Origin of the sequence: Lysinibacillus sphaericus OT4b.31 (assembly GCF_000392615.1) — a bacterium.
GTDB classification, from domain to species: Bacteria; Bacillota; Bacilli; order Bacillales_A; family Planococcaceae; genus Lysinibacillus; species Lysinibacillus sphaericus_B.
The window spans coordinates 288,144-308,876 of sequence record NZ_KB933398.1 but is presented as its reverse complement, the minus strand read 5'-3'; the positions used below and the strand labels follow the sequence as shown (position 1 = coordinate 308,876).

The following is a 20,733-nucleotide window of genomic DNA, read 5'->3' as shown; positions in this document are numbered from 1 at the left end:
ATTCTGTTTGTCGTTCTTTCTTCTATGCCTCACATAAAAAGCCGACACCATTTTTGGAAAAGGTGTCAGCTTTTTTTAGCTTTCATTGCCCAACGCCATGAGTTGTTGCTCTGCTTTCAGGCGCTGTGCAGTTTGTTCATCACGCAGCTTACGATAATTAGAAATTCCCGAAACAATTGTATCCCACATTTCTTCAAGTGTCTGTGGCCTTTCAGGTTGCTGTGCCATTACCGTGCTTAGTTGCACCGCGTCACTGTTTACTCCCCCATATTGTTTCATGCGATTTTCAAAAGCTGCTGCCGAATCATTCTGTAGTTTTTGACGTTTTTCATTGACTGCATTCATCATACTCATTTTAAAAACAGGAATCGTTGTTATAAACGCACTATTAATTTGCTCCATTAACTCACTATTCCCATTCCGAATCATTTCAATTTGAGGCGCTGCTAAAATAGCGACCATACGGGATCTATCTAATTCATCTATTTTTTGGGCCAACATATCGGTAATCGTTTGCAAAGTATTTAGCTCCATTTTTGCAATTTGGTTACCTGCCTCACTCTGTTTTTTATACATCGGCATTAATGTCGTTGTCACTTCATCCAATTTCATTTCTGCCGCTACAATATATTTTTCAATTTCAAGATAATAAGTCAAATCTTCACGATATAGTCGTGCAAGCAATCGATTATCGTTTGCTAACGCCTCTTCCATTAGCACAAACTGATAATGAATTTTCTCAATATCTCTACCAAGTAAATTGTACTTCTCAAATAAATCTTCACTTTTTTTCGGCGCACGCTTAAACAACTTGCCGAAAAAACTTTGCTGCTCGATAACTTCCTTTTTATCAAATTTGGCCATTAAAGCTTCAAGTTGCTTCAACAAATCGCCGGATTCATTCACTTTTGATTTTGCCATCATATTTAAAATTTGATCTGAAAAACGTGATAGCTTCGACGAAGGCCCTTTACCGAGTGCCATTAAATCGAGTTGATTCTTTATATTAATACGATTTGCAATTTGCTGCACTTCGACATTCTGACGTAATTGACATTTTGTCACTTCGGCTGTTTCTGGCGTCAATTGTTCAAGTGTAATCGGTACATTAGACATAGCGTGCCTCCTTTCCTAATCATCAAAAAAAGCGATTAAATAGTTTTTTGATCATTTTATCTGGCGCAGGCTTTTGCTGCTTCGGTTCTTCGTATTGTAAATCAAACACCATATGTTCTAGTCGATGCCCATCAAAGGTATCTTCTTGCAAATGTTTTTCTAAATCTAGTTTACCTGTTGGATTGTAAAACACAATATCAACACCAAAGCGATTTAAAAATGCTAATAAAGCAACATCTTCACGGGCTAACGTAGGCTGTTGTGGTGCTTGGTAGAGTACCAGTTTGGGCACTTCCTGTGCATAATCAAAACTTTGCAATAGGCGCAGTATTTCTTTTGGAATCGTCGCCATCTGCTTAAATAAAAATAGCTGTAAATCATATTTCGATTCGTTTGGCAATTGTTTCAGGAGCGGCTGTTCACAAGATGTTTTCATCGTATGTGCAATCGCCTGTTGTAGTTCTGCTGTCAATTCATCATACTGCCACCAGTCGCTTTGCAAAATCCGCTCTGTGGATAATTCTCCATTTACTAGACAGTGCTTATAATGGAAATGGAAATTGGCTCTACTCGCTTTAGCGTATGGAAACTCCTGCACAAATAAGGTTTGCGGACTGGCAAGTAACTGATGCATAAAATGCCAATACTCTTCACGTCTACTTGACACACCACTAATTTTGGCAAAAATAACAGGAATCACAACCTCATTCCCGACAACTTCGAATTTCGGACGTACCATCGCTTTTTCGTTGGCATAAATAAAAATATCATCATAGGTCATTCGTAAAGTTAAAGAACGAGGCATAAAATCTTTAAATTGCCATGGACGATAAACGCCAGATTGTTGGTCGTGCATTAACTGCTCAAAATGTTGACTGGAGCGATAGCCGACAGTTGCCTGACGGTCACGAAGCTTATCGGGGAATGGCTGTAATGTTGTTTGGCTTGCATGGGCGTGTGTAATTGAAAAAAGATTCCCTACATCCACTTCTGCAAATTCATCAACAGCAGTCGGGTGGAAGATTAACACATCACAACCTAGTTCCATTAATAATAACAAGAAATAACGCTGACTAATCGTCGTCTCACCATACCAAACAACCTTTGGAAAATCATCAGTTGGCTTCATAGTTTTCGTCCATTGAATCCAGTGATTCTTTAGCCACTTCACCATATCAATTAAAAAACGACGGAAATCATTCGCAAGTAAACCAAGCGATTGCTGGTCACGAAAGCGCTCCACTACACGAATAGTGGCAAGCTGCAAATGACGATTCAGTGTCCCATCATCATGCTTTGGAATAAGCTGATGGCCATACATCATCGCAATTAGTCGATTAATAGACAAGCCTTTAGGTGTTTGTTGATGTTGCGCTAAAATACTTTGCAACGCCTGAAAATCCTTTTGCTCAATGTGTTTATTTAACTCTTCACTTAAAATATAAACACTTGGATTTTGTGACAATGTATATAATGCGTTAAAATAATCATCTTCTTCTATTGGTACACCTAATACTCGAACGGCAATGCGACTAAACCGTATTTGTTGCTCGGTTACCTCATATAGTGCACGCAATTTAGGTGAATCTTGAAACGCTTGTAGCCAATCATAAGGATCACGTTCCAATACGGACTCTATTGTGATTGTTTGCATACAAAACGTCACCTCCTTACATGGTCTTACACAGTTGGTTGTTTTGCTACTAGTCGTAAAACATCCTCAAGTAAACTTTGCGTAAACGCTTCACCACTATAAGTTGAATATATTGTATTTCCTAACACTTGTGGTTGTTTATCTTTTAAATCACCGTGAGCCGGTGTATAGCCTATATCCGCCATAGCGAGCATACCGTAGTCCATAATGGAATCGCCTGCTGCTACATGCATATCATATGAACAATGTTCTTTTAAATAAGCAATCGCCGCTTCCTTTGTTAGCACTTTCGGCAAAAAGTATAATTTTCTTCCTTGTAAAAGGACATACCAACCAAGCACATCAAACTCCTGAATGATTGCCTGTACTTCATCTTGTCTTAAAATTGTTAAATCTACGTGATACACATAAAAAAGCTCATCCACATAAAATGAACGTTGCAGCCAAGTGTCTGATTTCATCACATCAAAACGTTGCAACATATCAGCATCTGGAATCGAGGAATCTTCGATACGTTTGCGTAAAGTTTTTGTCCATTCTTCATTGGGACAACCATTTTCTAATATTGTACCCCCATTACTCGTAATTGCAAAAGCTGGACATAGCTCTTTTATCAAATGAATGCGTTCATATTGATGAAAGGCGCGAGTCGTTACAGGCACGAATAACGTTTGTTCCTGTACCTGATGCAATAACCTCGTTGTCGCTTCCGTCATTAGGCTCATCACTTCACCTTCTTTACGTTCAGCTTCGACTGATGGTGTTAGTGCTGGAAAATTTGCCATCATACGCTTTGAATAGATAAGGGTACGATCTAAATCCGATGTAAATAGTAGCATGTTTTCTCTCCTCTATACTTCTTTTATTAAGCCACAGCAGGCGTACGACATATTCGGATATTCTACAACAGGTACATTTTTTTCCTTAGCTAATAACAATATGTGCTCAAGTTCGTTCGCATATTTAGGATTAATTAAAATTTTCCAAGGTATACGACGGAGTAATACACGCGTCGTTTCACCAACACCTGGTTTCACGAAATGAATATTTGCAATCCCTAAATCTCGTTGAATCGCCTGCACGGATTGCATCCCTTGCCATGTAACAGGAGACTGTGTTTGTTTACTAATTTGCTGTGCAACTTCATGTTGAACTTGTTGAAAATAAGCACTCACACGGTCGATATACAAGTTCGAAACATCAACATCCTCTAGTTCTTTATAATATTTAGCCCCATGGAAGTCATGTTCGTTCATAAACTGCAAATTCAATACTGTACGACTTACTAACCCAGACACTGTAGAATTTAAACAAGCAGATGGAATTAAAAAGTCTTCACGCGTACCATAAATTGACGTACAGTGCCCTGGATCCGCTAATACAGCTAATGAAGCATCCAGTTGTTCTTCATTGTGTGCATTGAAAAGCTCACACGATTGTTGCAATTCCTTCGTGATGGCACCTTTTCCCGTCCAGCCATCAATAAATTGAATGCGCGCTAGTGGATGCTCTTCAAATATATAATGGATGGCCATTTCATCAAATCCACGACCACGAAGTATCGAAATCGTATAATGTGGCACGTCAACATTGTATCGCATTTTTATATAACGTTTAATCAATATACCAATCGGTGTACCGGCTCTCGCTAAACTAACGAGCACTAAATCCTCTAACCCTTGGCGTGCTACAATTTGTTCCGCCACAATTCCAACAGCTAGCGCAATACGCTGTGCATAGTCATCTAAAGTTTTATAAAAAAGTGCCATATATGCTTCTGATGGCTGATATTCGACTGGTAGCATTTCAGAATAATGTGTGCCCGATTGGATAAGTTGTTCACGTTTTTCGTTGTTTAATTCGAGTGCGACATTACTAATATCACGTAGTAAAAAAACAACATCTTCAGGTGAATAACTCCCCATTTTATCGGGTTGCATGTCTAATCGCATAATTGCTCCTCCAATTCATGCATACAAACCACATAAATTTTTGCGTTACTTACTGTTTGCAGCGCATGTACAACTCGTGCAACAACCTCTTTATTTGCTATACGTTCTACAACTAAAAAAAGTTCCGAGTACGGATGACTTTGTACATTATATAAATAATTTTCAACACCATTATTTTCAGGGCTTTCAAAAGCTATTTTCTCAGTAATTGTATAACCTGTTTCCTGTGCACAATAAATTGGGCTACGAGTTGTCGATTGAACATAAACGTCCTCACCTAAATAACTAGCTAATTGCATCGGTACATACATAAATTCACCCGTTCCAATAACAAGTGCTGGTCCATCTGTTCTCCGTTCTTTTAACTGCCGAGCAATTCCTTTTAGTGTATTCTTTTGTTCCACATGCTGATCAGTTGTCAACATAAATCTTCCTGTTGCTAGCATGTAAGGTGCCTCATTTTCAATTCCGTTTTCCGCAATCGAACGATAACATTTTTGCTCAATAGCTTCCTTTATTGATAGTAGAGTTAGTGGAGCCTCTTGTGTAGTAACTTCTACTTGTTTACTAGATAAATGTGGTTCTCCATCACAGCTAAAGTGTCCGCCCATCATTGTGACGAAATCAATCGTTACATCCCATTGCTTCTCCATGTCGTTAAAGTAAACTTGCTGTTGGGCAGAACGCCAATCTAAAATGGATAATACAGAGTAATGCTTAACATTAGGGAACTTTTGTCGTAGTGTTTCAATTATATTGACAACCGTATTTCCAGTTGTAATCTCATCATCTATTAATACAATACGTTTGGCTTGTAGTAATTTTTCTGGTTGTTCACAATAAACGCGATGACTCGTTGCATGTGAATGCTCTTCTTCAAAAGTCACAAATGCTTCAAGTTCAGGTAGAAATTCACGTGTCGTATGAATATACATCGCTTTTGATCCAAAAGCATTAAATACGGCATGACCAAGTGCTGTCGCCGTTTCCGCAAAACCAATAAATAATGTTTCCTCTAGCAGTTCAAGTGGTTGTGCTTCTACTCGTTGTAATATTTCTTGCACATTTTGCGGTTGCTTGAGTGCTCGTACAACAGTTGGAAGTAACGAAGCTTCCTCACCAACAAGCTTTTGATGATACATCATTGCTAGCAGTGTCCCCGTTAGCATTGGCACTTGCGGTCGTACTGCTAAATGCTTGCCAAGGACGGTACTGACGAATAAAAATTGTCTTTTTTTATTAATACGTGTTGCCATTTTAAACAAATCTGTTATTGCAAAATTATACGGATTATGGGTTAGCGAAATAGCCATTTCATAGTCCTGAAAAATATTCAATCTGCTCTTCCGTTGTGTCATCTAAACTTCCCCCTACTTCAGTATTCAATAAAAGGGACGCGAAATCTACAGATTCGTTGTATACACCATAGACATGCGCTTGGCGTAAAATTTGCTGCGCCCACCTCGTATGAGGCTTCATTTCATTCATTTTATTGGCATAATGACTTTTTATCACACCTTTTTGACCATCATTATGCTCTACAATGCTTAGTGCATCTAGGTATTCTTCGTACGAAACTACGTATAGCGCATGTACGACACGAATATGACTTGGATGAATAATGGTCTTACCTAAAATACCATTTTGTCTATCCATTAACACTTCCTTAATCAAGCCATCTAAATAATCATCGAGTAATGCTTGTCGTGCATGTAGCGCTCCTTTTTCACTAAAAGGAGTCACTCTCAATTCTGGCTTTAATACACGCTGATTACTGAAATATTCCCATACAGGTCCAGATATAACAAAACCGTCTTCCTCACGACCTAACACATTGACAATATCTGCAATGCAATCTCGAATAACCGCTATATCGTAAATCGTTGAATCTACACGACGACGTATACCATATATTCCACAAAAATCCGTTGCACCAATACGAATGTTTAAGACACGTTCTCTGTATTGTTGAAGTACTTCTTTAATCGCAAACAATGAGTCCATACGAGATTCCTTATACAAAATATCACGACTTTCCAAAATTGGCATGCCGAATAACGTAAGCTGATGCTGTTGAATCGTTTGTTCAAGCAATTCAAAATAGCTAGCTCCTTGCACCGCAGAAAATTTAGGAAACACATAGCCAGTTAGGACTGCTTGATGTTTTCCTAAGACAGATGTTAAAAATGCAAATTGTTCAACACTACGTACACGTATAAATATAAGAGGTAAATTTTGTAGCTGAATTTCTTTATTTTCATAAAGAGTATAGAGTGCGCTAATATCTGTTATTAATTTTTCTTCACATTCCGCTAACTCTGCATCTCCCACTGCATCTTCTAAATCAATGACAAAAGAAGTCAGTTCTTTATATTTTTGAGATTGAACCATCTCTAAAATATGAGGCATCGAGGCAGGCATATATAAAGTTGCACCTAATGTATAGGCTAAAATATCTGAGGTATCCAATTTTGTAAATGGTTGAGGCTTCTTATAAAAGATAGCCTCTGCTTCAGTTGCAAAATGTTGCATCTACTTCTCTCCCTCATCAAAAGAATTATCTTTGTGGAAAAAGGCACTGTATTAGCCTGCTTTTTTACAGACCAATACAGTGCCTTTAGTTACGTTACCTTCTTATTCAACTTATGTATACCAAAAGTTAGTAAAAATGCTACGATTCAAATAACCAAGAACACTTCGTATGGTATTCCCCTGGTATCGATACGCATATAGCAGGTAAAGTAACGTACAGATGTTGAATTGTACATATACAATTCAACATCTGTAACATTTACCAATAAACTAAATTATATTTTATTGTAAGCCATATGCGTTAACTAACGCATTAAGACCACCTTGGTAGCCTGAACCAACAGCTGCAAATTTCCACTCGCCATTGTGACGATATAATTCACAGAATACTACTGCTGTTTCAATGCTGAAATCTTCCCCTAAATCATAGCGAAGGACTTCTGAACCTGAGTCTTCATTCGTTAAACGAACATAAGCATTTAAAACTTGTCCGAAGTTTTGATGGCGACCTTCTGCATCGTAGATTGTGACAGTCACTACTATTTTTTCAATTTGAGGAGATACTTGTTTTAAGTTTACAAGAATTTTTTCGTCATCCCCATCGCCATCACCCGTACGGTTATCACCTGTATGCACGACAGATTGGTCTGAACTTGTTAAATTATTGTAGAAAATAAAATCCTGCTCATTGCGGCATTTTCCAGATGCATCTAGTAAAAACACAGAGGCGTCTAGGTCAAAGTCATTTCCGCCATCAAATTGTTTTACATCCCAACCTAAACCAATACCTACATTATTTAAGCCTGGATCCTGCTTCATTAAATCAATACGTTGCCCTTTACTTAATTGAATACCCATTTAGAAAATCTCCCTTCCTTGTATAAGGTGAAGTATTAGTTTACGTTTAATCCATAGTCACTACAAAGTGCAGCTAAACCACCCTGATAACCTGCTCCAACTGCGTTGAATTTCCATTCGCCATTATGACGGTATAACTCACCTACAACAACAGCTGTTTCAATGCTGAAATCTTCCCCTAAATCATATCTGATTACTTCTTCATTTGTTGCCGCATTGACAATACGAATGAAAGCATTAGTTACCATACCAAAGTTTTGGTTACGTGCATCTGCATCATGGATTGTAACAGTGAATGCAAGTCGTTGAACATGTGCCGGAATTTGAGTTAATGCAACCTTTACTATCTCATCATCACCTTCGCCAACGCCAGTTAAGTTATCTCCTGAGTGTTCAACTGAGCCATTACCACCAATAGTATTGTTGTAGAAGATAAAATCATTTTGGTCTGCTACTTTTCCTGTGTCAGCAAGTAAAAACACAGATGAATCTAGGTCAAAATCATTTCCACCATCATATTTATTCGTGTCCCAACCTAAACCTACAATAACATTTGACAAACCTGGATTAGTTTTTGTTAAATCTACTTTTTGACCTTTTTGTAAAGAAATACCCATTTTAAATTCCTCCTATTTTCTTTAGCTTTTATCAATACTTTAAGAACTATTCCGTATCTGTCGCTTAGCTTTTAATAAAGCTTTACTTGCGGTACAAAAAATAGCTGATTGCAGGAAAGATTATTATTGATATCTTCGAGCTACGTCGCCAAGTTTCAAGTCATTCGTACCACTACCAACAGCCGCAAACTTCCACTCTGTGCCGTGGCGATAAATTTCACCACAAACTAACGTCGTTAAGTCCGAATAGTTGTCAGTTAAATTATAACGAATTAGTTCGGCTCCTGTCTTGTCATCATACACACGAATATATGCATTTTGAATCATACCGAAATGTTGATTGCGTCCAGCTGCATCATAAATATTAACGACGAACACCATTTTAGTGTATTGTGCTGGTATTGCCGCTAAATCAATTGTAATAACTTCATCATCACCATCGCCATCACCCGTTAAATTATCGCCTGAATGTCGAATAGAACCACAATTACTTGATAATTTTCCAAAGTAAATAACATCATCGTTTGCTACTAACTTATCATTTTGAAGCATTAGTACCGAGGCATCACAGTCAACATTTTTACCGCTGCCACCGCTACCGCCACTAGAAAATAAGCCACCTAAAAATCCACCACTTTTTGTTTGGCTTACTGGATCCCAGCCCAAACCCACTTTAATTCTATTTAAACCAGCATTACCTTTTGTTAAATCGACACGTTGTCCTTTTTGTAAATTAATTCCCAATGCCAACATCCTCCTATATCTTGAATGTGTCTTCAGCTGAAAAACGTATGTACATTTTTTTATAATTAACCTCATACTCTATACGTTTATAAAAGTAATATCCCATTTTCACTACTTCGATAAAAAGATAAATTCAGCCTATCTCAAGTCTAAAATAACATGACAAAAAATTCAATTAATGGCCCCGAAAAGGTTTAAATCATTTAACATTCTTGAAAATTTTTGTGAAAAATTAGTAGTATACTAGCTAAATTTTCTATTGAAAACAAAAAAACCTTCTTAATATAAGAATTAGAAGGTTTTTTTACACTTTTGTTAACTTTTCATCTTCGGATCGAGCGCATCACGTAATCCATCTCCCATTAAGTTAAAGCCTAGTACCGTTAGCATAATAGCAAGACCAGGGAAAATCATCGTCCACGGTGCATTCAATAAATAGATACGTGCGTCCGCTAGCATTTTTCCCCACTCTGGTGCTGGCGCTTGAGCACCTAACCCAAGAAAACCCAGTGCTGCTGCTTCAATAATAGCCGTTGCAATAGCCAGTGTACCTTGCACAATAACAGGCGTCATGGAATTTGGTAAAATGTGTGAGAACAGAATACGCATATCGCGCATGCCAATTGCTTTCGCAGCGACAATATACTCCTCTTCCTTTACACTTAATACCTTGGAACGAATTAAACGGCCAAAGTTTGGCACATTTATAATTGCTATTGCAATTAAAGCATTTTGTAGTGACGGCCCAAGCACCGCTACTACAGCGATTGCTAGTAAAATACTAGGAAAAGCTAGCATAATATCAAAGATACGTGAAATAATCGTATCGATCCATTTCCCATAATAGCCTGCAATAATTCCAAGTAAACTCCCTACGACAACTGATAGAATTACTGCAAAAAAACCTATCCTCAACGAAATACGTGCGCCATGGATAATACGGGAGAAAATATCACGTCCAAAATCATCTGTCCCAAACCAATGTTCACTTGATGGCGCTAGTAATCTTTTCGTTAAATCCTGCTCATTGATGCCTTGAGGAGCAATCATAGGACCAAATACAGCAAGCACAATAAAAAATATTACAATACCCGCGCCTGCTAGGGAGATTTTACTCTTTTTAAAGCTACGCCAGCCTTCTTTCCAAGGACCTACAGCACGATTTTGTGCTGCTTCTTTTCTTACATCTGCTGTTCCAGCCATAACCGCAGCTCCTCCCTATTTATATTTAATCCGCGGATCGATTACTGTATACAATAAATCTACGATTAAGTTAATCATGATGAAAATAAATGCGACTACTAAAATTCCTGATTGAATGACAGGATAATCTCGGAAACCAATTGCTTCGTAAATATAACGTCCAATACCTGGCCAACTGAAAATCGTTTCGGTTAAAATGGCACCACCTAGGAGTAACCCTGTTTGCAGACCGATAACTGTTAACACGGGAATAATGGCATTTTTCAACGCATGTTTATAGACAACAATGAACATTTTTTGTCCCTTAGCTCTAGCAGTGCGTACATAGTCAGAGCGCATGACTTCAAGCATAGATGAGCGTGTCATGCGAGCGATAATGGCCATTGGAATTGTAGCGAGTGCCAATCCTGGCAATACTAATCGCTTTAATACCTCAATAAATTGATCGAAACGACCTTGAATGAGCGTATCAAGTAAATAAAAATGGGTAATGGCGGTTATAGGGTCACGTACATTTTCTCGCCCAGAAGTCGGAAACCAGTTTAACTTAATGCTAAACGCCCATTGTTCCATCAATCCTAGCCAAAAAACCGGTACAGAGACACCTATTAAGGCTATAACCATTGCCAGATAATCAAACCATGAATTTTGGAACCACGCAGAAACAATTCCTGCATTCACCCCGACAATCACTGCAATGATCATCGCAAATAAGGCGAGCTCCGCTGTAGCCGCTAAATACGGAAAAATCTCCTCAGATACCGGGATCTTCGTACGCAATGACATACCTAAATCCCCCTGCAATATGCCACCCAAATAGCTAAAATATTGTGTATACCATGGCTTATCTAATCCTAAACTTGCGTTTAATGCCTCAACCGCCTCTTTCGTCGCTTGTTGACCTAAAATAACTTGTGCAGGGTTACCAGGAATTGCGCGAATTAACATGAAGACGATAAAAGACATTCCAAGCAAAACTGGGATTAATTGAAATAAACGTCTCCCCATATAGTGAAGCATGTTCTTCACCTCTCTATTATTTTCTGATTATACTTTTGCCACGAAAAGCATCGAAGTCTATACACATACTGTAGAAAGGGTCTGCCTTCACCAAACGGTTTTGACGTTTTGATGATTGGTCTTTCATACAGAAAAACGGGTTGTGACAAACATAGTCACAACCCGTTTCTACAACGATAGACAAAGCCTACTGCTGTAAAAAGCTTGTTATGTCACTATGATTAAGCGACATCCTAAATCCTACTACGTTTATTTTATATCTACTGCGTCTAAACGGTCAGAACCTGTTGGATGCGCAATATAGTTAGAAACTTTTGAGCTTGCAGCTAAAATAGGAATTGAATGTGCAAGCGGAACCCATGGAGCATCTGCAGAAATAATCTCTTGAGCTTGCTTGTAAAGTTCATTACGTTTGTCTTCATCAATTTCACTTTGTGCAGCAACTAATACTTTGTGTAAATCTTGATTGTCATAGAATGTATAGTTGTTAGAGCCAATATTATCTCCATCTAACAATGTGTAAAGGAAATTATCTGCATCCCCGTTATCACCTGTCCAACCAAGTAAAAACGCATCAGCCTCTCCATTTTGAGCTTTTTCTAAATAAGTAGCCCATTCAAATGTAACGATTTTCGATGGAATGCCAACATCCGCCAAATTCTTTTGAATCGCCTCTGCCACTTTTTGACCATCTGGCATGTATGGACGTGGTACAGGCATAGCCCATAGTTCAATTTCCTTACCGTCATAGCCTGCTTCAGCTAATAACGCTTTTGCTTTTTCTGGATCATATTCATAGCCAGTAATAGCTTCGTTATAGCCTGAGATTACTGGAGGCATTGGGTTTTTTGCTGGCTCAGCTAATCCTTCATAGAATGCATCCACTAAAGCTTGCTTATCAATTGCATAGTTGACAGCTTGACGCACTTTCACATTATCAAATGGTGGTCGTGTTACAGTTAATCCAAGATAACCAACATTCATCGATGGGCGTTCAATTAATTGTAAGTTTGCATTTGCTTCGATTGATGCCTTATCAGATGGACTTAAGCCATCAACTACATCAACTTCCTCTGCATTAAGAGCATTTAAACGTGCAGAGTTATCTGGAATTGAGCGATAAATGACTTTATCTAATTTTGGAAGACCATCAAGATAGTAATCTGCGTTTTTCTCGATTGTAATAGAATCATTACGCTTCCATTCCACAAATTTGAATGGCCCAGTACCTACCGGGTCCGTAGATAATCCTTCTTCATTTGCTTCAAATGCTGTTGGAGAAGCAATTGCAAATGGAGACATTGCTAAGTTTTTAAGGAATGGTGCCTGTGGTTGGCTTAACTTGAAAACAACCGTGTTGTCCCCCTCAGCAGTTACTGATTCTATTACTTGCTTGTCACCAACTACAAATTGAGAACTAAAGTAAGGATGTTTATCGCCGCCAGCCTTCCAACGGTCAACATTTTTCACAACTGCTTCTGCATTAAAGTCCGTACCATCATGGAATTTTACACCTTCTTGTAATTGGAACGTGTATGTTAAACCGTCTTCTGATGGCTCCCACGATTTTGCTAACCCTGGCTGAATCGTTACATCTTGCTCACCAAAGTTAACAAGTGTTTCATATATGTTGGCCGTCACTGTGAATGATTCACCATCAGTTACTACAGCTGGGTCTAGCGCGACAGAGTCACCACCACGTCCGTATACTAATGTTTTAGCCCCACCGCTGCTGGCTGAGTCCCCACCTGTTGATGTATCTTTAGTACCAGTATCCTTGTTATCCGAGACACCACATGCAGCTAAGATTGTCGAGAGAACCAGGATCAGCATTACGCTTAATGACCAAAGCTTTTTTTTATTCATTAAATTTCCCCCTAATGTTTTTTATATCATTTAATGTTGCAGCGCATCATAAAGATGACAGGCAACATAATGACCCATTTTTACTTCTTGCATTTTAGGAACAACCCGTGAACAATCCTCCATTTTAAAAGGACACCTTGTATGGAAAGCACAGCCACTTGGTGGATTCGATGCGCTTGGAATGTCTCCAGATATGATGAGCTGTTCGCGTTCAAACGTAGGGTCTGGCACAGGAACAGATGATAACAAGGCTTGAGTATAGGGATGAAGTGGCTCCGCATACAAATTCTCACTAGCTGTCAGCTCTACTAACTTCCCTAGATACATCACCCCCACACGATTACTAATATGACGTACTACCCCTAAATCATGTGAGATAAAAATATAAGTTAGCTTTAATTCTTTTTGCAGTGTCTGCATGAGATTTAAAACTTGGGCTTGAATCGACACATCAAGAGCAGAGACAGGTTCGTCCGCAATAATTAAACGTGGATTCGTCATAAGAGCACGAGCAATACCGATACGTTGTCTTTGCCCTCCGCTAAACTGATGCGGATAGCGTTTAATGTGATACTCATTTAATCCAACGATTTGAAGCAGTTCTAATACTTTTTGCTTTCTTTCCCTCGAATTCCCCATCCCATGAACTATGAGCGGCTCCTCTAAAATTTTGCCGATATTATGACGCGGATTAAGTGATGCGTAAGGATCTTGGAAAATCATTTGAATGTCTCTACGTGCTTTCCGCATTTCATTGTTTGATAATTCTGAAATCATTTTACCTTCGAATTCAATGGCTCCATCTGTCGGCTCAAGTAAACGCATTAATAATCGACCCGTTGTCGATTTACCGCACCCTGATTCGCCCACAATTCCTAATGTTTCCCCTTCAAATACTTCAAAGGAAACATCATCAACTGCTTTTACATTTCCCACTTGGGTGTTAAGAATGCCTTTCCGTATAGGAAAATATTTTTTTAACCCATCAACTTTCAATAACACTTTCGTCATAGTGCACCACCTCCTGTTCATCCAGTAAAAAGCATCTCGATTTATGCTGCCCTGACATTTCGTATAATGGCGGTGTTTCCTGTAGACAACGCTCCATCGCAAATTCGCAACGTGACGCAAAACGACAACCGACCCTAATGACTCCTGGTTTTGGGACACTCCCAGGAATAGAATAGAGGTTGTCCTTTTTATAGCGCATATCTGGCACTGATTTAATGAGCCCTTGCGTGTAGGGATGCTTCGGATTTGTAAAGATATCATGAATAGGTGCTTCTTCTACTATTTGCCCAGCATACATCACAATGACGCGCTCGCATGTTTCTGCTACAACACCTAAATCATGCGTAATTAACAACACAGCTGTATTCAAACGTTTATTCAAATCCTTCATGAGTTGCAGGATTTGAGCCTGAATCGTTACATCCAGAGCTGTTGTAGGCTCATCGGCTATTAATACCTTCGGATCACAAACAAGTGCCATGGCAATCATGACCCGCTGACGCATTCCACCTGATAATTGATGCGGATAATCTTTAAGTAATTCCTCTGCGCGTGGTAATCCTACAAGTTTCATAATTTCAATAGCTCGTGCAAATGCTTGTTTTTTCGACCATTTTGGATTATGAATTAATATTGCCTCTTTTAATTGATCACCAATTGTAAATAAGGGATTTAAAGAGGTCATCGGCTCTTGGAAAATCATTGCCACATCTTTACCTCGAATTTTCTGCATTTGTTTATCTGTAAATGTCGCTAAATTATCGCCATCTAATAGGATTTGTCCACCTGTTATTTTTCCAGGTGGTGATGGAATTAGCCCCATAATCGACAAGGATGTCACGCTTTTGCCACTACCTGATTCCCCTACAATGCCTAATATTTCACCTTCATGAACCGAAAAATCAATATCATCAACGGCAGGAATCTGTCCATCATCTGTGAAAAAGGTTGTCTGTAAACCTCTTATTTCTAACAGCTTTTTCCGCATATTTCACCGCTCCATCCTACCAATATTTTAATAAGATTCTAATTTATAGAATATAATACACTAAAAAACTTTTAATTCCATATTTTCAGATAATTCTAACTAATAATCATCTCTCTTTCAATCATTATTATTCTGCAATTAACAATAAATTTCTACATAATTTGCATTATGTTAATTATCCCTTATTTAAAGGATAGTATTCTCGAAAAATAATATCAATTTGTTATAGTTCGTTGCTTCCAGTAGCTTACGTTGCACATGCGCTACAAATGTCATTAGCAGAAATCTGCGTGGATTTTTACCTTCCCATCAAAAAGTAACAGGCTAGGAGTATTCATATATTATTACTACCTTTTAGAACACACCTATGACTATAATGAATACAAAATATGAAAACTACAGTCAATCTTGATAAAAAAGCTGCCTTAAAAGTGAATTTCACTTTTAAAACAGCTTCCTAATTGTTAATCTAAGTGTTGAACCTGGAATAAATTATAGTATGTGCCTTGCGCTTTCATCAGTTGATCATGTGTGCCATTTTCTGTTAATTGTCCATGATCAATGACCAAGATTTTATCTGCGTGGGTGATTGTAGAAAGTCGATGAGCAATCATAATTGTCGTTCGGTCATGCGCAAGTCGATCAAGCGATTCTTGAATCAGCGCTTCACTTTCTAAATCAAGTGCCGATGTGGCTTCATCTAATATTAAAATCGGTGGATTTTTTAGAAATACGCGGGCAATGGCAACACGTTGTTTTTGCCCACCTGATAATTTCACCCCACGCTCGCCGACTTTTGTGTTATAACCATTTGGCAAGCTCATAATGAAGTCGTGTGCATTGGCAGCTTTTGCTGCAGCAATCACTTCCTCATCCGTCGCCCCTGGTTTCCCCATTAGAATATTTTCTTTTACTGAGTCACTGAATAAAATATTATCTTGAAGGACAATTCCAATTTGGGAGCGTAATGAATGTAATGTTACATCCTGTACATTGCATCCATCCACATAAACTGTTCCCCCCGTCGTATCGTAAAAACGAGGAATTAGGCTAATTATCGTCGATTTCCCTCCACCGCTCATGCCAACAAATGCAACCGTCTCTCCAGGATTGATGGTGAAGTCGATATCATTTAGAATTTGCGAACCATCCACTTCATATTGAAACGACACGTTTTCAAAGCGTACCCCACCTCTTACATCTGATAGATCCAATGCCTTTTCTTTATTTTTCACTTCATAAGGCTCGTCAATCAACTCAAACATTCGGTCCATTGAGGCAATCGATTGGGTCAATGTTGTGGAGGAGCTGACTAATCGGCGAAGTGGTCCATAAAGTCGTTCAATATAGGCAATGAATGCAACCATAGTTCCGACCGATAGTTCCCCATTAATCACCTGGTAACCAGCATAAGCAATAACAAGTAGTGGTGCAACGTCGGTTATAGTATTAACGACTGCAAAGGATTTGGCATTCCATCTTGTTTGGTCCAATGCCTTTTCTAAAAACTCGCCATTTGCCTCATTAAATAATGTTTGTTCATGCTTCTCAAGTGTAAAACTCTTAATAATACTCATTCCAGCAACACGTTCATGTAAATAACTTTGCACGCCAGCAAGAGCCTGTGAACGTTTACGCGTTAATGTACGCAGTTTGCCAAAGAAAAATCGCACACTTAACGCATAAAATGGAAAGGCAAACAGCGCTACGAGAGTAAGTTTAATATCCATTGCAAACATAATAGCAATTGCGATAACAATCGTCGCAAGATCTAACCAAATATTCATCAAACCTGTCATGACGAATGTTTTTGTTTGCTCCACATCGTTAATGACACGTGAAATAACCTCTCCAGCTCTTGTGTTGGCATAATACCTCAAACTTAGTCGCTGTAAATGTGCATAAATTTCCTTGCGAATATCATAAAGTACTTTGTTACTCACGTGCTGTGCAAAGTATTGACGGTAATACTCTATCGGTGGACGAATGATAAAAAACACAATAATCGTGCCACCTAGCCAGTAGAACAGTTCTTTCGTCTTTTCTGTATTCGTTAAATCTTCTGCACCGATAATATCATCTAGCACAATTTTTATGAGTAATGGAATAAATAACGGGATGGCAAATTTCACAATACCAATTAATACCGTTAAAACAATTTCCCATGTATAAGGTTTTACAAAACGCATATATCGCTTCATGCTACCCAATGTTCATCACATCCTTATTAGAAAAACGCATTCATGCCAGCTGACATACACGTAAAGGAAACTAGTGTATCACGACATGATTGACATCTTTTTAGCCTTAGCTGTTGAGGAGCCCTAAGCATTGCGCTTAATGGAAACAGCTCTACTTATAATGTAAATATCTAGGCATGAAAAAGAAAATAGACATTCAACAGTGAATGCCTTTACGTATTATAGCAATATTTCGTATGAAGTACAGTTAAGACAACTTTTATGCGAACTATTTTAAAAATACCTAAAAGATATATGCAAGGATTGGATTTCTATTAGTTTATATGGCCAACTATTATCCTTACATAGATACTCGTGTATACAAGAAACAGGCTGTCCTAAAGGTAATAACAATATTCTTAGAAGTATCGTGTTATGCTACTTTTTGATACAAAGGTGAATTTTATATATCCTGCTACGAAGCAGATTTATGACTAAAGTGTGAGTGTAGCGTAGCGCAGGCAAAAGCGTTTTTGCTACGACAGCGGGAGGTAAACTTGGCGTCAGGTGCAGAGAAGCAAGAGATCCAGCAGGGAGCGCCAAGTGGGACGAAGACTAAAGTCGTCACGCTCTGTGATAATTTATCGCCCGAAAGCGGGACAGAAAAACTGCAGCTACAAAATGGTTTATGTGGTGAAAGCGAAGCGGATTTTTACCAAATAGGAAGACGGCGTTTTTGTTTAAAGGTACAAAAAAACCTATTAGTTAAACTAATAGGCAATACTAACAATCATCTGCTTGCATATCGAGTTGGAACTTATAACGATTCGTCCAAGCATCGATGAAATCAGGTGCAAAGGGTCCCCTTTTTTGTTGAATCCAGCTAATTAATTTATCAACATTGCGCTTTAAAATTTTGTCGATGACATCTGGATAAGACATTTCCTGACGATGTTGCTCATACTCATCTTCATCTAAAAGGGTATACGACATATCAGGAAAAACCTTAATATCTAAATCATAGTCGATGTATTTAATCGCATTATTATCGAAAACAAATGGTGAGCTTAGATTACAATAATAATATACACCGTCTTCACGCAGCATGCAGATGATGTTAAACCAGTGCTCCGCATGGAAATAACAAATAGAAGGCTCTCTCGTTAGCCACGTTCGACCATCGGATTCTGTCACAAGTGTTCGTTCATTCGCACCGATAATGATATTTTTTGTTCCCTTTAAAACCATTGTTTCTTGCCAAACACGGTGGATGCGGCCATTGTGTTTATAACTATGTATTTGTATCGTTTCTCCTTCTACCGGTATTGCCATTTTTGAAGCCCACCTTTTCGTCTATGCTACCTAAATCTAGCAGTCTCTAGTATATTATAGCAATCTGTACGCGAAAGGTGTAGTTGAAAACCATAAATTCCATCGCTTCCTTTTGTTTATGTACAAATTTTTGTAAACTAAAAGCAATTTTCACCATAACAGCTTCTATATTAGAATTTTTTTAACTAACGATATATATAACTGTTGAAGACAAGAACAGTTCACTTAGCTCTTGCGCAATCCAAGCGATTCGCTTCTCTACCTAAGCGGACCCATGCGTTACACCTGCTTCATTAATTTTAAAGGAGCTGTCTTTTCATCTTTTCGATTTTTAGACAGCTCCTTTAGAAGGTAAATGCAATTATGCAGTTACAAAGTGATTATTCGCTTGCATTTTGGTTGTTTTTGTTAGCGTAGTTGCCTGAAGCTTGGGCTTTTTTCTGCTCAGCTTTAGCGTTTTGCTTTTGCACTTCGCTTACGTCTGTTTCATAACCAAATTCTTCACTTTGACGTTGCATGTTTTTATTCGGTTGCATATTTGGGTTGTTTTGATTTTTCTTCATCATTCATTCACCTCCACGCTCATTATTGTGTACCGAGGTGATGAATTTTATGCTCATTAATTTTTATTTTATTTTTTGCCAAATTTTTAACATCGGAACTGGCATTGGTAATAATTCAATTTGCTCGCGTGTCAGCCATTGACCATTCAATACAGGATTACACTTCATATAATAGCTATTAACATGCCATGTTAGGTGGGAAAATACATGCTTAAACGTTAAAATCTCTTGTTGCTCTAGTACTTGCACATTATAGAGCTTCGTAAAAGTCTCAATGGAATCTTCACCTTGTTCAATCATCGGAAACTGCCACATATTAGCAAGTAAGCCCTCTGCAGGACGTTGCTCCATCAAAAAGCGACCACTGGAATCTTCACAAACAAAGACATTATAAAAAATATGCTTCATTTTTGTCTTTTTCGATTTTACAGGAAGATTTCCTGGATCTCCTTCGTTAAAAGCTGTGCAGTAATTTCGTACTGGGCATAATAAACACTTTGGTGATGTTGGTGTACAGATGAGTGCACCCAGTTCCATCAAGCCTTGATTGAAGGAAGATGCATGTGCGGGATCAATTAGTTTCTCAACTGCCGCTTCAAAAATCTTTTTTGTTTTTGGTAAAGCAATATCATCATGAATGTGCAGCACACGACTTAATACGCGCATAACATTGCCATCGACTGCATGTTCAGGCTTATTATAGGCAATACTTAATATAGCACCAGCCGTATAGGGACCAACACCTTTTAGCTTTGATATATCGTGGCGGTTATCAGGTACAATACCACCATAGTTTTCTAAAACCTCACGTACGCCTGCTTGTAAATTACGCGCACGCGAATAATAACCAAGGCCTTCCCAATGCTTCAATAAATACTCTTGTGGTGCTTCCGCCAGTAATTCCAATGTAGGAAAACTCTCCAGAAAACGGTTGTAATAAGGAATAACTGTGTCAACTCGTGTTTGCTGTAGCATAACTTCAGATACCCAAATTTTATAAGGGTCCTTTGTATGCCGCCAAGGTAAATCTCGTTTCTCTTCTTCAAACCATTCGACTAAAGATTGTCGAAATTCTGCTACATATGGATAATTCACAG

General features: G+C 38.4%; 18 protein-coding genes. All 18 read right to left on the bottom strand.

The features are described 5' to 3' along the window. Positions 1 to 75: 75 nt before the first annotated feature. Positions 76 to 1,116 carry a toxic anion resistance protein gene (locus tag H131_RS01430; RefSeq protein WP_010857260.1) on the bottom strand — a complete coding sequence of 347 codons (1,041 nt, stop codon included), beginning with the start codon at positions 1,114 to 1,116 and terminating at the stop codon, positions 76 to 78. A gap of 22 nt (positions 1,117 to 1,138) precedes the next feature. Further along, positions 1,139 to 2,770: a YceG family protein gene (locus H131_RS01425; protein ID WP_010857259.1), complete on the bottom strand. Its 1,632-nt coding sequence runs from the start codon at positions 2,768 to 2,770 to the stop codon at positions 1,139 to 1,141. A 26-nt stretch (positions 2,771 to 2,796) separates the two neighbouring features. Next, the gene (locus H131_RS01420) at positions 2,797 to 3,609 is read right to left on the bottom strand and encodes an HAD family hydrolase (protein ID WP_010857258.1); all 813 of its coding nucleotides are present in this window, start codon (positions 3,607 to 3,609) and stop codon (positions 2,797 to 2,799) included. 12 nt (positions 3,610 to 3,621) lie between these two features. Beyond that, positions 3,622 to 4,722: a cysteine protease StiP family protein gene (locus tag H131_RS01415; protein ID WP_010857257.1), complete on the bottom strand. Its 1,101-nt coding sequence runs from the start codon at positions 4,720 to 4,722 to the stop codon at positions 3,622 to 3,624. Further along, on the bottom strand, positions 4,713 to 6,080 hold the full coding sequence (locus H131_RS01410; protein ID WP_010857256.1) for a phosphoribosyltransferase family protein: 1,368 nt from the start codon (positions 6,078 to 6,080) through the stop codon (positions 4,713 to 4,715). Before H131_RS01410 ends, H131_RS01415 begins: the two co-directional genes overlap by 10 nt. Then, positions 6,037 to 7,254 (bottom strand): HpcH/HpaI aldolase/citrate lyase family protein, encoded by a 1,218-nt coding sequence (locus H131_RS01405; protein ID WP_010857255.1) that lies wholly within the window; start codon positions 7,252 to 7,254, stop codon positions 6,037 to 6,039. Before H131_RS01405 ends, H131_RS01410 begins: the two co-directional genes overlap by 44 nt. A 282-nt stretch (positions 7,255 to 7,536) precedes the next feature. After that, on the bottom strand, positions 7,537 to 8,112 hold the full coding sequence (locus H131_RS01400; RefSeq protein ID WP_010857254.1) for a TerD family protein: 576 nt from the start codon (positions 8,110 to 8,112) through the stop codon (positions 7,537 to 7,539). A gap of 35 nt (positions 8,113 to 8,147) precedes the next feature. Then, the gene (locus H131_RS01395; protein ID WP_010857253.1) at positions 8,148 to 8,729 is read right to left on the bottom strand and encodes a TerD family protein; all 582 of its coding nucleotides are present in this window, start codon (positions 8,727 to 8,729) and stop codon (positions 8,148 to 8,150) included. A 123-nt stretch (positions 8,730 to 8,852) separates the two neighbouring features. Then, complete coding sequence (locus H131_RS01390) at positions 8,853 to 9,473, bottom strand: TerD family protein (protein WP_010857252.1); 621 nt, start codon at positions 9,471 to 9,473, stop codon at positions 8,853 to 8,855. 315 nt (positions 9,474 to 9,788) lie between these two features. Beyond that, positions 9,789 to 10,676 carry a nickel transporter permease gene (gene nikC, locus H131_RS01385; protein WP_010857251.1) on the bottom strand — a complete coding sequence of 296 codons (888 nt, stop codon included), beginning with the start codon at positions 10,674 to 10,676 and terminating at the stop codon, positions 9,789 to 9,791. Between the two features lie 15 nt (positions 10,677 to 10,691). Then, a complete protein-coding gene (locus tag H131_RS01380) occupies positions 10,692 to 11,696 on the bottom strand; it encodes an ABC transporter permease (RefSeq protein ID WP_010857250.1) in 1,005 nt (334 codons plus the stop codon). A gap of 249 nt (positions 11,697 to 11,945) precedes the next feature. Beyond that, a complete protein-coding gene (locus tag H131_RS01375; RefSeq protein WP_010857249.1) occupies positions 11,946 to 13,562 on the bottom strand; it encodes an ABC transporter substrate-binding protein in 1,617 nt (538 codons plus the stop codon). A gap of 30 nt (positions 13,563 to 13,592) precedes the next feature. Then, complete coding sequence (locus H131_RS01370) at positions 13,593 to 14,573, bottom strand: ABC transporter ATP-binding protein (RefSeq protein WP_010857248.1); 981 nt, start codon at positions 14,571 to 14,573, stop codon at positions 13,593 to 13,595. Further along, the gene (locus H131_RS01365; protein ID WP_010857247.1) at positions 14,548 to 15,561 is read right to left on the bottom strand and encodes an ABC transporter ATP-binding protein; all 1,014 of its coding nucleotides are present in this window, start codon (positions 15,559 to 15,561) and stop codon (positions 14,548 to 14,550) included. Before H131_RS01365 ends, H131_RS01370 begins: the two co-directional genes overlap by 26 nt. 464 nt (positions 15,562 to 16,025) lie before the next feature. Then, positions 16,026 to 17,771 carry an ABC transporter ATP-binding protein gene (locus tag H131_RS01360; protein WP_010857246.1) on the bottom strand — a complete coding sequence of 582 codons (1,746 nt, stop codon included), beginning with the start codon at positions 17,769 to 17,771 and terminating at the stop codon, positions 16,026 to 16,028. A 753-nt stretch (positions 17,772 to 18,524) separates the two neighbouring features. Continuing rightward, positions 18,525 to 19,073, bottom strand: coding sequence for a nucleoside tri-diphosphate phosphatase (gene ntdP, locus H131_RS01355; protein ID WP_010857245.1), 549 nt, complete (start codon positions 19,071 to 19,073; stop codon positions 18,525 to 18,527). Positions 19,074 to 19,453: 380 nt separating this feature from the next. Further along, on the bottom strand, positions 19,454 to 19,639 hold the full coding sequence (locus H131_RS01350) for a hypothetical protein (RefSeq protein WP_010857244.1): 186 nt from the start codon (positions 19,637 to 19,639) through the stop codon (positions 19,454 to 19,456). Between the two features lie 60 nt (positions 19,640 to 19,699). Beyond that, entirely contained in the window at positions 19,700 to 20,731 is a 1,032-nt protein-coding gene (gene mutY, locus H131_RS01345) for an A/G-specific adenine glycosylase (protein WP_010857243.1), read from the bottom strand. Positions 20,732 to 20,733 lie beyond the last annotated feature (2 nt).